9 protein-coding genes and 1 pseudogene are annotated in these 15,278 nt (G+C 55.6%); 5 read left to right on the forward strand and 5 right to left on the reverse strand.

Translation table 11 applies throughout. The annotated features are described in order from the left end of the window. Window position 1: 1 nt before the first annotated feature. The 4 genes from ABF87_RS13290 to ABF87_RS13305 all read left to right on the forward strand — a co-directional run bounded on the left by ABF87_RS13290 (window position 2) and on the right by ABF87_RS13305 (window position 4,473). Window positions 2–1,873, forward strand: a complete 1,872-nt coding sequence (locus tag ABF87_RS13290; protein WP_160829601.1) for a cytochrome D1 domain-containing protein — start codon at window positions 2–4, stop codon at window positions 1,871–1,873. Window positions 1,874–1,968: 95 nt separating this feature from the next. Further along, complete coding sequence (locus ABF87_RS13295; protein WP_160829602.1) at window positions 1,969–2,478, forward strand: SCO family protein; 510 nt, start codon at window positions 1,969–1,971, stop codon at window positions 2,476–2,478. Window positions 2,479–2,494: 16 nt separating this feature from the next. Next, on the forward strand, window positions 2,495–3,085 hold the full coding sequence (locus ABF87_RS13300) for an SCO family protein (RefSeq protein WP_160829603.1): 591 nt from the start codon (window positions 2,495–2,497) through the stop codon (window positions 3,083–3,085). Further along, on the forward strand, window positions 3,007–4,473 hold the full coding sequence (locus tag ABF87_RS13305) for a cytochrome c (protein ID WP_160829604.1): 1,467 nt from the start codon (window positions 3,007–3,009) through the stop codon (window positions 4,471–4,473). The genes ABF87_RS13300 and ABF87_RS13305 overlap by 79 nt, the downstream gene beginning before the upstream one ends. 83 nt (window positions 4,474–4,556) lie before the next feature. Here the strand turns inward: ABF87_RS13305 and ABF87_RS13310 are convergent, their stop codons facing one another. From ABF87_RS13310 to ABF87_RS13330, 5 genes are read right to left on the reverse strand one after another with little or no spacing between them, the layout of a single operon-like run. Next, window positions 4,557–5,423 carry a YicC/YloC family endoribonuclease gene (locus tag ABF87_RS13310; protein ID WP_160829605.1) on the reverse strand — a complete coding sequence of 289 codons (867 nt, stop codon included), beginning with the start codon at window positions 5,421–5,423 and terminating at the stop codon, window positions 4,557–4,559. Further along, window positions 5,420–6,514 carry a hypothetical protein gene (locus ABF87_RS13315; RefSeq protein ID WP_240143688.1) on the reverse strand — a complete coding sequence of 365 codons (1,095 nt, stop codon included), beginning with the start codon at window positions 6,512–6,514 and terminating at the stop codon, window positions 5,420–5,422. The genes ABF87_RS13310 and ABF87_RS13315 overlap by 4 nt, the downstream gene beginning before the upstream one ends. 9 nt (window positions 6,515–6,523) lie before the next feature. Further along, entirely contained in the window at window positions 6,524–8,134 is a 1,611-nt protein-coding gene (locus tag ABF87_RS13320) for a peptide chain release factor 3 (protein ID WP_160829611.1), read from the reverse strand. Continuing rightward, window positions 8,124–10,193 (reverse strand): ABC transporter ATP-binding protein, encoded by a 2,070-nt coding sequence (locus tag ABF87_RS13325; RefSeq protein WP_160829606.1) that lies wholly within the window; start codon window positions 10,191–10,193, stop codon window positions 8,124–8,126. The genes ABF87_RS13320 and ABF87_RS13325 overlap by 11 nt, the downstream gene beginning before the upstream one ends. Next, entirely contained in the window at window positions 10,193–11,716 is a 1,524-nt protein-coding gene (locus ABF87_RS13330; RefSeq protein ID WP_160829607.1) for an ABC transporter permease, read from the reverse strand. The genes ABF87_RS13325 and ABF87_RS13330 overlap by 1 nt, the downstream gene beginning before the upstream one ends. A gap of 324 nt (window positions 11,717–12,040) precedes the next feature. On the opposite strand from ABF87_RS13330, the pseudogene ABF87_RS13335 reads away from it, so the two are divergent. Continuing rightward, window positions 12,041–15,278 (forward strand): annotated as a pseudogene (locus ABF87_RS13335) (calcium-binding protein); the annotation flags it as partial.

Raw genomic sequence — 15,278 nt, forward strand, 5'->3', positions numbered from 1 at the left:
TATGCGTGCCATCTTGATGATCTGTCTGGGGCTATGCGTGACGGCGCTCGCACAGGCAGCTCCTCCGCGCTATCTGGACCGGCAGATCGAGCGGGAAGGCGTCAGCATGGCTGTCCGCATCGACGCGATCGACGAGCAGGCGCCTGCTACGCCTCAGGCCGGGCAGTTGGTGCGGTTATCGCTCGATGGCAAGCGCCTCGCCGATGATCAGGCATTGAGCAATTGGCGCGTTGGTGCCTGGCTGGATCGTGAAACCGATGCGCTGTCCGGGGCGGTTCCTGTCTGTGGCCAACGGATCGGGCGCTATCTGAGCGGTAATCTGGTCGATCGCCCGTTGCTGGATCTGACCGGTTATTTTGTGCTGACGATGGACGCCGAACCGAGCGTCTCGATACTGGATCCCTCAGTCAGTTTCAGCGGCCGCAGCAGCTTGTACGGCGCGATGAAACTCGACGGCAAAGGATTCGACTGGGCCAGAACCAGCGATGACATGCGCTTGTTCATTGCACTTCCGGCTGAAAAGAAACTGGCCATTGCCGATCTGCAAACGCTGACTATACGGGATCACTTGAGCTTGCCCGGGCAACCGACGCGGTTGGTATTGCAGCCGGATGAACGGCTGCTGTGGGTGGGACTGACAGGAACGAAACCAGAAGACAATGCCGTGGAAATCATCGATACCGTGCATGACAAAGCGGTTGCGCGGATACCGTTGCCGGCGGGTTATCATGAGATTGTCTTCTCCGGCGATGGCCGCCATGCATTCATCAGCAACCGCCAAAGCCGATCACTGACCATCGTCGATGCAGCCACATTCAAAGTGGTGCGCGAGGTCGATCTCGGTTTTGAGCCGATCAGCCTGATGTTTGCCGACACATCTGCGTTACTGTGGGTGGTCGATGCCAAGGCCGGAAAAATTCATCGTTTCGATGTCCGAGGCAAGCCGATCGATCATTGGATGCTCGAGCCCGGCTTGGGGCCGGTCAAATTGACGCCGGATGCGAAATATGCGCTTGTGGTCAATCCCAGTCAGCACCTGATTCATGTCGTGGATGTGGCAACTGCCAAAGAAAAGCATCGCATCACGCTGTCCGGGCAACCGTATGACATTCTGTTTTCGGCGCAATATGGCTATATTCGAACATTGCACAATGAGCAGATCGGGTTATTGTCGTTAAGCAGCCTGGACGGAGAACAACCGATTCTGAAACTGGTGCCGGCGGGTGCGGGCGGGTTGGCGGCGATGCAGGATTTGCCGCGGGCCTCGAGCATGGCGTTGACGTTGGATCGCGCCGGCGCGTTTTTCACCACGCCTTCTGAGCGCACCTTGTATCACTACATGGAAGGCATGAATTCGCCCAGTTCCGGCTTGAAAACCTATGGCCATACCCCGCTGGCGGCGATGGTCGTGCAACGTGGATTGCGCGAAATCAGCCCGGGCCGGTATTCGGCAGTGATCCGCTTGCCTGCGTCAAAACGCATGATGGTGGCTTTGGCGAGCGAAACCCCGGTGTTGCGCGAATGCCTGGGCCTGACTGTCGATATGCCGATCAACCCGCAGCCGGAAGCGGCGATGTCGGTTCAATGGTTGAATGATAGCGTGCAAACGATACGCGGCAATGCTGCGGCGGATTTCCGCGTGCGCGTCAAGGATCAGCACGAGGGTGTCGAGACGCCCGTGCGTCACGTGCAGTTACGGATCGTGCCCGCGCACGGCGGCGTTGCCACGGTCTGGACGATGCAGGCCGATCCTGATAAGCGCGACGAATGGTTTACCAGCGGTCAACTTCCGCACAAGGGCGGCTATTATGTCCATATCGAAGCAGATCAGCCGCTGGCATCGTCGTTTGTGACCGTGATGGTGGAACAATGATCCGCTGGACAATGAATAGAATGAAGCTGAGCGCCGCCTTGATCTTGTGTTTGTGCTTGATGACCAACGGATGGCTCTTTTCGCATGGGCATGCAATGTCCGCACCAGTCAGCGGTGCGCATGAAACACAGCTGGTGGTGCCGGATATCGTGGTGCGCGATAGCTTCGATCGTGAGCAGCAACTGTCGCATTTGCTGAAGGATCAGGTTGCGGTCGTTAATTTCGTCTTCACATCCTGCACCACGGTGTGCCCGATCCTGAGTGCGACCATGCAGGAACTCGAAAAGCAACTCCAGCATCGATTGGGCAGCGGCGTGATTCTGTTATCCATTTCTGTCGATCCCGGCAACGATACGCCGCAGAAATTGCGCGTGCATGCCGAGAAACTAGGTTCAGGCCCGCATTGGCATTGGTTGACCGGCAGACCGGCGGAGATTGCGCAACTCCTGAAAGCCTTCGGTGTGCCCACTGGCCGCCCGGAAAATCATCCGCCCCTCGTGCTGATCGGAAATGTCGGCACGAATCGCTGGTTGCGCTGGGTCGGCATTGCCGCGCCGCAAACCTTGGTAGACGCAGTCAATACGTTGGCCGCAGAGACGAAATGAAAAAGTCGAGGCGAAGATGAAAAAGATTGCGGTAATGCTGTTGTTCGGTTTGTTTGAGTCCATGCTCATGGCGGATTATGCCGCGGCCGGTGAATCAACGGTGGATGAGCGGCTGGAACGGGCGCGCAACTATTTCGGTGATGAGCGCCTGATCGATCAGAACGGTGTGGCGCACCGATTTGTCAGTGATTTATTGAGCAATCACGTGGTATTGATCAATGTCATTTTTACGAATTGCCAGGATGCATGTCCGATGCAGACGCAAAAACTGCAATGGGTGCGCAGGGAACTCGGAGAATATTTCGGTTCGCGCATTCTGTTCCTGTCGTTATCGGTGGATCCGAAACGGGACAGTCCCGCCCTGCTGAAAGCATTTGCCGATAAGCAGCAGGCAAACGTCGACGGCTGGAAGTTTCTCACCGCGGAAGAAACCGTTATGGCTCGAGTGTTGGGCCGTTTGAATCAATGGAGCGACGATCCGAACAATCACAGCACCATGCTGATTGCCGGCAACGCCCGTAGCGCGCATTGGGTCAAATTACGTCCCGATTCACCGCCCGAGCGTATCGTAGCGGATCTGCGCCGGCTCGCGGACATTGGAAATTGATCGCGAACGTGCGGCCCTTCCTGTCGCTCTTTTTGCTCGGATTGCCTCTGATTTGTCACATCCATGCTGTCGAAGCAGCGGAAAGAGTCGATGAAGCCGAACAAGCTCATTTGGGGCGTTCGATCTATGAAAAAGGAATTGGCCGTGACGGCAGGGACATCAGCGCGGTGGTGCACGGCAGTGTTAGATTGAGCGCTGCGGCGATTGCCTGCAACGGTTGTCATGGCAGCCAAGGACGAGGCGGAGGGGAAGCCTTCATCCAAGTGCCTGATATTCGCTGGTTGAGCTTAAGCAAGCGTTATCCGGCCAGACGCATCGGTTTTACCGAAACATCCTACGATGAGGCCAGCTTTGCCAAAGCATTGCGCACCGGCCTGACCGCCGTCGGCAGGACATTGGATCCGGCGATGCCGCGTTTTGATCTGGCTGACGACGAGATTCGCGGACTCATTGCCTATCTCGGAATCATCGATGAAACGGAGAATGCCAAACAGCAGCAGGTCATTCTGGGTTTGTTGCCAACCCCGGGTCAGCATTCGTTGACTGACGCGCTCGATGCCGAGCTCAAGAATTGCGCTGCCAGCAGAAGCGGAACACTGATCGCAGCCGTCGACATGATTTATTTCGATACGCCGAAGGATGCCATCGCCAAGCTGAATAAGCGCTTATCAGTTAGCCCGGCACCGATCATTCTCGCGCCTTTCCTGGCCGGATGGGAGCAGTCTTATCATCAGGCGGTAGAACATACCGATGCTATGACGGTTCTGCCTTTTTCGCTGCGCGATCCCTCTGCAGAACATCATTGGTTGTTCTCTTTTCCTGGCGTGGAGTCGCAGATCATGGCGTTGCTGAAATCTGCCAGAGCATCGGGGTACCGGCACGTGCAACTCCGGTATGATGCTGGCAATTCCCTGAGTCAGCAATTGGCAATCATCACTCAGAAATTGGCCGCTTCGCTGCAATTGTCGCTGATGTCGGAACATAATGAAAAAACATCGGATACCCTGAAATCCGCCACGGTATGGCTGCAACCGGTGAACCCCAATCAACTTGATTGGAATTCAAGCCGGGATGAATTGATGCTGGTTCCGGTCATTTTCTTCAAGCCTGATCGAACGAAACCCGGTGAGCAGAGTATCTCTTTCGGGGAGTGGCGCATTGCCTATTCCTACCCGCCTAGAAACAGTAACAAAGATACTTGGCGAACGCCGGTTGAGGTATGGGCTGGCGCGGCCTGTGAATTTCTGGCGCTGGCCGCCCAAAAAAAACTCAACTACACCGACCTGCCGGAAACCCTGCAATGGGAAACCGATCTAGCGGTACATCGCAGGCCGCATTTTGAGGCGCTGGTGGATCAGGTGTTCATTGATAAGTTTCCTCAACCTTGATTCGGGACGCTGAACAGTAACGATATCCGATTACGCAGCCGGAACTTTGATTCTTCATCCTGCATGCTCGGCGTTTTCGGCTATCACTCGATATTCTGCACCTGCTCGCGCATTTGTTCGATGATCATTTTCATGTCCATCGATATCCGCGATATCTCCAGATCCACCGATTTTGAGCCGATGGTGTTGGCCTCGCGATTGAGTTCCTGCATCATGAAATCCAGACGTTTACCGACTGCGCCGCCGGCCTTGAGAATGCGCTCCACCTCATCAAGATGCGCTTGCAGGCGCGACAGCTCTTCATCGACATCGATTTTTCCGGCAAACAACGTGATTTCCTGATGGATGCGCTCCTCCTCCAGATTGCCCAGAATTTCCTCGATCCGGCTGCGGAGTTTTTCCTCAAATGCCGCGATCAGCGTTGGAATGCGCGGTTTCGCCGTGTCCAATAACTGGCGCATTTGCTGGATGCGTTCCAGCAACACATTCTTCAGTTTATTCCCTTCTCGGATGCGGGAAGCTTTCAGATCGTCCAGGGCGGTTTGCAACAAGCGCAGGCTGATTTCGCCAAGCTCGTCGATCGGCAAGGTATCGTTTATCAATATACCCGGCCATTTCAGGATATCCGCGATGGTGAGCGGGGGCGCGTCGGGTTGCCGTGCTTTGATGACGCGTGCGAGATGCAGCAATTGCTCCAATTGCGCATCATCCAGCAACATAGTGCTATCGGATTTTGAAGCCGCTGTGAAATTGAGCCGGCATTCGATCTTGCCGCGGACCAGATGAGCCGTGAGTAGTTCGCGCATGGCCGCTTCCTGCTTGCGAAAATCATCCGACAACCGGAACTGAATGTCCAGATAGCGATTATTGACCGACCGCAGCTCCAGATTGAATGATCCATAGGGCGTGTCCTGAGTGGCGATGGCATAGCCTGTCATACTGAAAATCATGATGGTGGTATCGATTCCATTGTTGAAGGGTTTGACGGGGAAGATTGAAGGGACAGGCCAAGCAAAGTATGGTCGCAGATCGCTGGCGCCGGCTTTTGATCGAGCACGCCGGTCGCTTTGAAAGGCTTGCTCTGATCCTTGGTGTCAACCAGGACGTGGCTGATATCAATATATTTATGATCGCCGGGGGTATTGAGCCGCCACAGATTCGGAATCTCGGCATACGGTTGATGCAGGCAATAGGCCAACGTGTCGCCGTGCACCAGCAGCACCGGTTTCTTGAAAGCTGCGGCCTTCTGTTTGATGCTGTCACGGGTGCTGCGATAACCATCGCACTCGGTGCGATTGCCGGAGCTGCAGGCGGGTTTGTTGTGATCGAATTCAAAGATATCGGCATGAAAGGCGATCACCACCGCCTGAGCCGATTCGGCTTCGGCGAATAACTGCTGCAGCCATTCTTCATTGGCCTGGTCGCGATAATCGGCTTCATTCAGTGCATCCTCGACATTACTGCGCATGATCTGGCTGCGGCCGTTATTGGTGCCAGGGATATGCAGCGTGGCGAAACTGACGTGATCGATTTTCCAGCGGGCATTTTCGATGAAGCCTTGCTGCCGCACCAATCCCGGGATGTTTTTGGATAACTCATGAGCATCTTGATGAAAGAACAATTGCCGCAAATAAGCCAGCCGCTCCAATTCATCGTGCCGCGGCGCCAACGTAAACCGGTCGCAATCGGTCCAGTCGTTGTCCCCGGGGGTATACACGATTCTATGCGGATGGAGAAAGGCAATCTGGCGGTAATGATCCCTGAACAGGTCGTCGCCGCAACTCAAGCGCCCTTTTTTGAAATCACCGATGTGAATCAACGCGGGTGGATCGAGCGCCTTGATGGCGGCGGCAATGGCGCCTGTGGAATGTTCCAGCAACGCGTATTCGACGTCGTTGTAGGGCATGTCACCCATGACCACGAATTGTGTGACTGCAAGGGCTTGAGTATCGATGACCGCGGTGCTCTGGCCAGGATCGGCAGCGCGGGCGGCGGGGATAGTCAGCAATATTCCTAACACTAGGCGCAGCCACGTCGTCATCGCCCGGTATTATCCATTCAAATGGTTTTGAAACACCAGACCGGCGTGCTCGCGCAATTTATGGAATTGAATCGCTGGCCAGTTGTCGGCCGCGACGCTCAATTCTGCGCCGTAAGACGCCAGAAAGGTCGGGGCATCCACCGCGTCATACGCGATACGGTGCGCATTGGCTTCGATGAAACGCTGCAATTCGCGCGGGTCATCGGCGGTGACCCAGCGTGCCAACTGGTACTTGGCAGGCGCAATACGGGTGGCGACCGAATATTCGTGCTGCAAGCGGTGTGTGACGACTTCGAATTGCAATGTTCCGACCGCACCCAGCAGCAACACATTGCCCAGATGGGGCCGGAATACCTGGATCGCGCCTTCCTCGCCCAATTGCGTCAATCCGAGCTTGAGTTGTTTGCTGCGTAACGGATCGGCAATTTCGACGGTGCGAAAAATTTCCGGCGCGAAAAAGGGCAGGCCGGTGAATTGCAGCACTTCGCCTTCGGTCAGCGTATCGCCCAATTGCAATGTGCCATGGTTGGGTATGCCGATGATGTCGCCGGGATACGCTTCTTCGAGGATATCGCGGCGCTGGGACAGGAACGACACGACCGTGCTGGTGCGGATGTCCTTGCCGTTGCGGGTGATTTTCAGGTTCATGCCGCGCTTGAAATGGCCGGAGCACACGCGTACGAACGCAATCCGGTCGCGGTGCGCCAGATTCATGTTGGCCTGGATTTTAAAGACCACGCCGGAGAATTTGTTCTCGATCGGCAGCACTTCGCGCTGCAGGGCGTTGCGCGATTCCGGCGGTGGCGCGAGATCAACCAGCGCATCGAGAATTTCTCTGACGCCGAAGTTATTGATCGCGGAACCGAAGAACACCGGCGTCTGATGGCCGGCCAGAAATTCCTTGTGATCGAAGGCCGGCGACGCGCCTTTGATCAATTCAATTTCCTGCAAGGCAGCCGCGAGGCTGTCGCCGAAACGCTGGCGGATAGCCGGGTCATCCATTTGAGCAATGACTTCGTCTTGCTCGTTGACGCGATCGGCTCCCGGCTGGAATACCCGCATGCAGTCATTGCGTAAATCACAGACGCCGTGAAAATTCTTTCCCATGCCGACCGGCCAGGTGAACGGAATCGTTGCCATGCCCAGGGTGCGTTCGATCTCATCGATCAGATCGAGCGGTTCGCGCACTTCCCGGTCCATTTTATTGACGAATGTGACGATCGGCGTATTGCGCGCGCGACACACTTCCAGCAACCGCAATGTTTGCGCCTCCACGCCATTGGCGGCGTCAATGACCATCAGCGCGGCATCGACGGCGGTCAGCACGCGGTAAGTATCTTCCGAAAAATCCTGGTGTCCCGGGGTATCGAGCAGATTGATCACGCAATCGCGGTATTCCATCTGCATGACCGAGCTGGCTACCGAGATGCCGCGCTGCTTTTCAATCTCCATCCAGTCGGAGGTTGCATGCCGGCTTGCTTTGCGCGCTTTGACGCTGCCGGCGATATGGATGGCGCCGGCATACATCAGCAGTTTCTCGGTCAAGGTGGTTTTGCCCGCATCCGGGTGCGAAATGATGGCGAAAGTACGGCGGCGCGCTACTTCGTTCTTAATGCTCATATTGATTTGAATCGTGTTCCTGTGGATATAGATAACAATGCGTGGTGTGGGTCGTGCTGAATGAACTGACCGGTGGATAGGACTGCCTGCAGATCGGCATCGCATGTGGGCAGCGCGGATGAAAATGACACCCTGCAGGCGGTGAGGCCGGCGAGGGTAAATCACCTGTTACGGGAACCGCGCGCCGGTCAGGATGGGGTGTAATCTGTGGCACCGACGACAGCAGCGCCTGAGTGTATGGATGCTTGGGATCGGACAATACCTCATCGATCCGCCCACGTTCAACAATTCGCCCTAAGTACATGACCGCCACTTCATCCGCCAGATATTCAACAACCGCGATATTATGGGTAATAAACAAAAATGCAAGCCCTAAATTTTTCTGCAGGGATTTGAGCAGATTCAGAATTTGCGCCTGAACGGATACATCCAGGGCGCTGGTGGGTTCATCGCAGATCAGCAATTCAGGATGAACGGCCAATGCCCGCGCAATCGCGATCCGCTGTCGTTGGCCGCCCGAAAATTCATGCGGAAAGCGCCATTTTACCTCAGCCGGCAACCCGACGCGCTGCAGTAATGCATCGATTTCTTCGTGTTTGGAGGTAGCGGGTGAATCACCCGGAGCGCTGTGGCGGGATGGATCAACGCCGAGCGCATTCATACCTTCTTCCAGGATATCGATGATCCGCATCCTCGGATTGAGCGATGAGTAGGGGTCCTGAAAAATGATTTGAAAGTGTGAACGCAATTGCCGCAATCGAGGCCGCGGCAAGCTCACCAATTCGTGTTCCTTGAAGCGCACGCTGCCGCCGGTAGGTTTGATCAACTGCAGTATGCTTTTGCCGATCGTGGTTTTGCCGCAACCTGATTCACCCACCAGCGCCAGCGTCTTTCCTGCTGCAATGGTCAGCGACACACCGTCCACCGCTTTCACGTGGCCGACGGTACGCTTGAACAATCCTTCGCGAATCGGGAAATGGACTTTGAGATCCGTGACCTGTAATAACACAGCGGGATTGACCGATGTCGGTTGCGCGTTCTTGGCCATCTGTGGAACTGGTGCCGCACTGGCCTGCGCAGGAGGTTGGCGCCTTTCATCATTCAGTAGATGGCAACGGACCAGGTGCTCGTCGGTGATTGCGTGCCATTGGGGAATAGCCTGGCGGCAGATATCCATCGCCTGATTGCAACGGTCGGCAAAACGGCAACCGCTGAACTGCTGGGCGAGGGAAGGCACGGCGCCTTGGATGACGGTCAGGGATTGATCGCGCTTGTGTTTTCCCGGTAAGGAAGCGAATAACTGTTGCGAGTACGGATGCGCCGGATGATCAAAAAACGCATCTCGCGGTGCTACTTCGACGATCTCTCCGGCATACATGACCGCGACCCGTTGCGCCATTTCAGCGACCACGCCCAGATCATGCGTGATCAGCAGGATCGCCATGTGGTTGCGTTGCTGGATGTTCCGCATCAGCTCGAGCACTTGCGCCTGAATCGTGACGTCGAGCGCCGTGGTCGGTTCATCGGCGATGAGCAGTTCCGGTTCGCCGGCCAGCGCCATCGCAATCATCGCGCGTTGCTTCATGCCACCGGAAAATTGAAACGGATATTCATGCATGCGGTGCGGCGCATCCGGTATACCCACCTGTTCCAGCAGCTCCCGAATGCGGGTATCGATGGCTTGCCGGGATAGATTGAAATGCTGCTTGAGCACTTCTTCGATCTGTTCCGCGATGGTCAACACTGGATTCAGGCTCAGCATAGGTTCCTGGAAAATCATGCTGATGCGTTTGCCGCGGATTTTCCGCATCGTCGTTTCAGGCAATTGCAATAGGTCGGTGTCATCGATGCGGATGTGGCCGGCCACGATCTCGCCGACATCCGGCAACAGCCGCATGATGGAGAGTGCCGTCATTGACTTGCCGGAGCCCGATTCACCCAGCAATGCAAACGTTTCACCCGGCATTATGTTCAGCGTCAGCCCATCGACTGCACGGACCGGTGCATTGCCGGTATGCAGCAGCGTTTCAAGATCTTCAATGGCCAAGAGAGGATTCATCAGCGCTGCGGCGGTTCAGGAAATATCGGCGCGGCCGCGGGTGCAGCCGTGGCTGGATTGGAAAGAATGGCTGTTTTTTCTGCTGGATTGGGTGGAGTGGTTATTTTCCGGGTGAATGTGCGGGTGCGTGGATCGAGCGCATGTTGCACCGCATCAGCGAACAAGTTCGCGCTCAACACCAACGTGAACATGAAGCCGAAAGCGGCCAGCAAAGCCCACCACACCATCGGTTCGCGGGCCATTTCGAGCCGCGCCGCATTGATCATGGTGCCAAAGCTGATCATCGTAGGGTCTACCCCGACGCCGACATACGACAGCACCGCCTCCGCCAGAACCAGTCCGCTGAAATCCATCACCGTGGCGATCAGAACCAGGTGCATCACATTGGGCAGAATATGACGGCTGATGATGCGCCAATGCGACACGCCGAATGCATGCGCTGCCTGGATATACTCCAGTTCCCGCAATTTCATCGCCTCGCCGCGCAATAGCCGGCACAGGCTGGTCCAACTGGTGATGCCGAGGATGATACACAGAAACAATAATCGCAGATCAGCGCGCGACGCGACGGTTTCGAACAGTTCCGGGTGAGTTTCGATATAGACCTGCATCATCAGCACCGCGGCGGCGATTAGTAAGACGCTCGGAATGGAATTCAGGGTGGTGTACACATACTGAATGACATCATCGAGCCAGCCACGGAAATAGCCCGCGGCAATCCCGAGCAGCAATGCGAACGGCAGCATGATCAAAGTCGTAAGCGTGCCGATCACCAGCGCGACGCGTATGCTTTTCAGCGATTGATACAAAATATCCTGGCCGACTTTGTCAGTGCCCAGCACATGATAATGCGATGCCAGCATCGCGCTCCAGCCGATCAGCATCGATAGGATGAACAGCGTGATGAGGATGGCATGCCACGGAATTTCTGTGCTTCGATGCCAGATGGCTGAGATGCTCTGCGGAATGCGTTTCGGATGAAAACGTGCCAGCCCGGCAATGATTGCGGCAGTCAGCACGCTCCAAATAACGAAACCCAATAACAGTCCTTGTGCCGAGCGCCAGGCGATATCGTCGTTGTATTCGGCTTCCGGATCCTGCAGATGTGCGCCGCCATGCTGAAGTCGCGCGAAAGTGCGGACTTGCCGGCCACCCGGCAGTTCGAGGGTCTCTTTGGCGTACAAATGGGTTGCCAGCGGCGCGGAATAGGTTTTTTCCACCTGGGTGCGCAGTGGTTCCACCAGAACATCGAGTAGGCTCAGCACTTCGACGCTGTAGACAGCATTGCCTTCGTCGTTCTTATGCTCAAGCGCAGGGCGGAAATGCACGGTGTCGAGCAAACCGATGAGCAGGAAAAACAGCAGAATGGTCAGTGCAGACATGCCGCTGGTGCTGTGCCCCACTCGTTTCCAGGGCGTGAGCATATGTGCATGGCGCCGGACATACCAAATGAAGCACAGAACGAACACGACCAGAAGGTAGATCAGTGCATCTGTCCACAAAAGAATCGGACTAAAGGGCATGTGTGGTGGTATTCAAAGAAATGCTGCGGTGCCCGCAATAATGACCATGTGTTGTTTATATCATAATTTTTGATGTTCTTAAGCGGAAATTATGGCCAAGCCGATTGGTACAACCCGCCTGATCCCGCCAAGCTTTGCCCCTTCTTTATTCAGTCTTCCGCGCGTGTAAGAAAAAAGCCTCTTTAATTCGATAATTAGTGGGAAAAAGTGCGTTTGTTCTTCCTGTTTTCTGACAAGAATCTGATGCATAGTGTGCTCTGGCTCGAACTACGTTGAAAAATCTTGTGGAAATAATCAGTTATTTTATGAATGCCGTGAACCTGCATGGACAATAAGCAACTTGATATCCTCCAGACCATCAATTTGATGTTCCGCGCTGCGGCGGGGGAACATTATCTGAATGAATTCATGGGAGTGATGAATGATTCCGTGCGTTCGATCCAGGAATTGGCCGGGTTGCTTGCGCAAACCGAGGTATTTCAGCAACGCTATCCGGACACGCTCTCGAACGCTGAATTTTCGCTGCAATTGGTTGAAAACGCAGTCAATGACCTGGTCGATGCCAAGCTCAAAGTATGGGCTTCATCAGAAATAGAACACCTGCTCAATGACGGCATGAGCCGAGGCGACGTCATTTATTGGGCTGCCAAGGCGCTGGCTGCAGTGACTGAAACAGATCCGCAATGGGGCGCAGCAGCCCGACAATTCGATCATCAGGTTGAAATATCGGCTTTTTATTCGATCGATCTGCATGGGGCGGCGACCAGCGTGTCGGTATTGCAGCGCGTGGCTGCTCTGGTGGACGAAGACCCTGCCAGCGTGGCGATGGCCAAGAAAATACTCACATCCGGCGTCGCCGGAACAGTTATCGATGGTTATGTCAGGGGCGCTCAGGTATTTGCCGATCTGAACGGCGACCAGCAATTAAATGAGGGCGAGTCGAGCACTGTCACCGATGCGACCGGACATTTCTCTCTGCCGGCCGTAACTGGATTCGGGGATTTGATCGCATCCGGCGGTGTCGACATCGCGACCGGCAAATCGTTTGAAGGCATCATGACTGCTCCAGCGGGCTCGTCGGTGATCAATCCGCTGACCACGATCATCAGTCGTATCATTGACAACGACGGCGTCAGCGCTGCCGAAGCGGCTGGTATCGTACTGGCCGCGCTGGGGTTGGACGATGAGATCGATTTGCTGCACTTCGATCCGATCAACGCCGTGATGAGTGCGGATACGGCGCCGATGACCGGCATGGCAATGGCTGCCCATGCGGCGGCGGTGAAGATCGAGGTGATTACGGGCCAGGTGGCTGCGTTATTGCAGGGCATCGGCATAACTGATACCGAGGCATCGGCCATTTCATTTGCATATCAGGCGCTGGCCAGTTTGCTTGCAAGTGAAAGCAATGTGGTCGATTTGAGCGCCCGCAGTGTCATTACGCTTGTGATTCAGGACGCGACCCTGCTGGCGGGGGCCGATGGCACCGAATCATCCAGAATGGGCGCTGTGCTGGCGGATGCTTCACGGACCATCGGGAATTTTGCGCAAACCATCTCGGCCTTGTCGACCAGCGGTCAGAACAAGAAAACCATTCTTTCCAAAATTGCCGCAGTTCAAATTGTCGCCGAAACGCTCGAAGGAACGATGCAATCCGGTGCCGCTCAGGGCGACATCGGTGAGGCGGTCAAACGCACGACGGGCGCGCAGTTTACCAAAAGCATCACGGCGGCCGCCGCCAGGGTAGGGGATGTGAACGGCGACGGAAAATCCGATGCACTACCGTCGCCGCCCTCTTCGGGCGGAGGCCCGGTTGATCCTCCAGTTACGACGCATTATCTACCTACGAATGCGACGTCGTTTTCAGGGACTGCAGTAAACGATACCTTGTCGATTTCCACGGCAGCCTCCTGGACGCCTTTGGTCATGACGGCTGTCGTGCTCGATGGCGGCACCGGCAATAACACCATGAATATGCAGGATGGCTCCAGCATTGCGGCTGCCACAGTCGTCGATTTTCAGAATCTGACCTTTGACGCGACTGGCCATACCGGATTGAACACGATTACGATGTCTGCCGCCCAGAATCAAGCATTTACCGGTACGATCACAGCGCCCGGCACGGGCGTCAACAGTGAGGAAATTACCATCGTGGGCGATGGCGCATTGACAACGCTCGCCAATGTCGAGAATTACACGATAGCTGATGACTCAACCGATGCACGGACAATCACGATCAGCCAGGCGAACACGAACGTGACCGCAGCCTCGACTACCGATGCGGTGACGTTCAATGCCGGCGCGCAGACCTATACGGGGACGATCACCGGCGAATCGTCCGTCGACGATATCTTGAGCTTGGATAACGGTGCGGATGTCAGTGGCAGCACGATTGCGAATGTCGAAGCGCTGACATTGGCTTCGGGCGCGTCGATTCGATTGTCTGCCGCTCAGAACCAGGGTTTCACTGGCGCAATCGCAGCGCCGGGAACGGGTGTGACTGGAGAAACCATCACGATCGTTGGTGATGGTGCAGTGACTACCCTGACCAATGTTGAGAATTACACGTTTGGTGATGATTCAACGAATGCCCGGACAGTCGCGGTCTCTCAGGCAAATACGAACGTAACGGCAGCATCGAATACCGATGCGGTGACCGTCAATGTCGGTGTGCAAACCTACACGGGCACGATCATCGGCGAATCCACCGTTGATGACACATTGAGCATGGATAACAACGCGGATGTCAGCGGCGGCACGATTGCGAATGTCGAAGCATTGACATTGGCTTTGGGTGCGTCGGTTCGACTGACCGCCGCCCAGAATCAGGGTTTCACGGGAGCTATCACGGCACCCGGAACGGATGTCACTGGTGAAGAAATTACGATTGTCGGCGATGGCGCAGTGACGACGCTTGCCAATGTCGAAAATTATAGTACCGAGGACGATTCGACCAATGCACGGACAGTCACGATCAGCCAGGCGAATACGAACGTGACCGCAGTCTCGGCTACTGATGCGGTGACGTTCGCTATCGGTGCGCAGACCTACACCGGTGCGATCAGCGGAGAAGCTACAGTCGAAGATACTTTGAGCCTGAACAATAACGCGGATGTCAGCGGCAGCACGGTTGCGAATGTCAAAGCGTTGACATTGGCATCAGGTGCGTCGGTTCGATTATCCGTCGCGCAGAACCAGGGATTTAGCGGCACGATTACAGCGCCGGGTACCGGCATCGGCGGTGAAACGGTCATGATCACCGGCGATGGCGCAGTGACCACGCTCGCCAATGTCGAGAATTACGCCATCGAGGACGATACGACCAATGCGCGGGTAGTGACGATCAGCCAGGTGAATACGAACGTGACCGCAGCTTCGACTACCGATGCGGTGACGTTCAATGCCGGCGCGCAGACCTATACGGGGACGATCACTGGCGAATCCACTGTCGACGATATCTTGAGCTTGGATAACGGTGCGGATGTCAGTGGCAGCACGATTGCAAATGTCGAAGCATTGACATTGACATCAGGCGCGTCGGTTCGATTGTCTGCCGCCCAGA

The organism is Nitrosomonas sp. JL21 (assembly GCF_009833095.1).
Classification (GTDB): domain Bacteria; phylum Pseudomonadota; class Gammaproteobacteria; order Burkholderiales; family Nitrosomonadaceae; genus Nitrosomonas.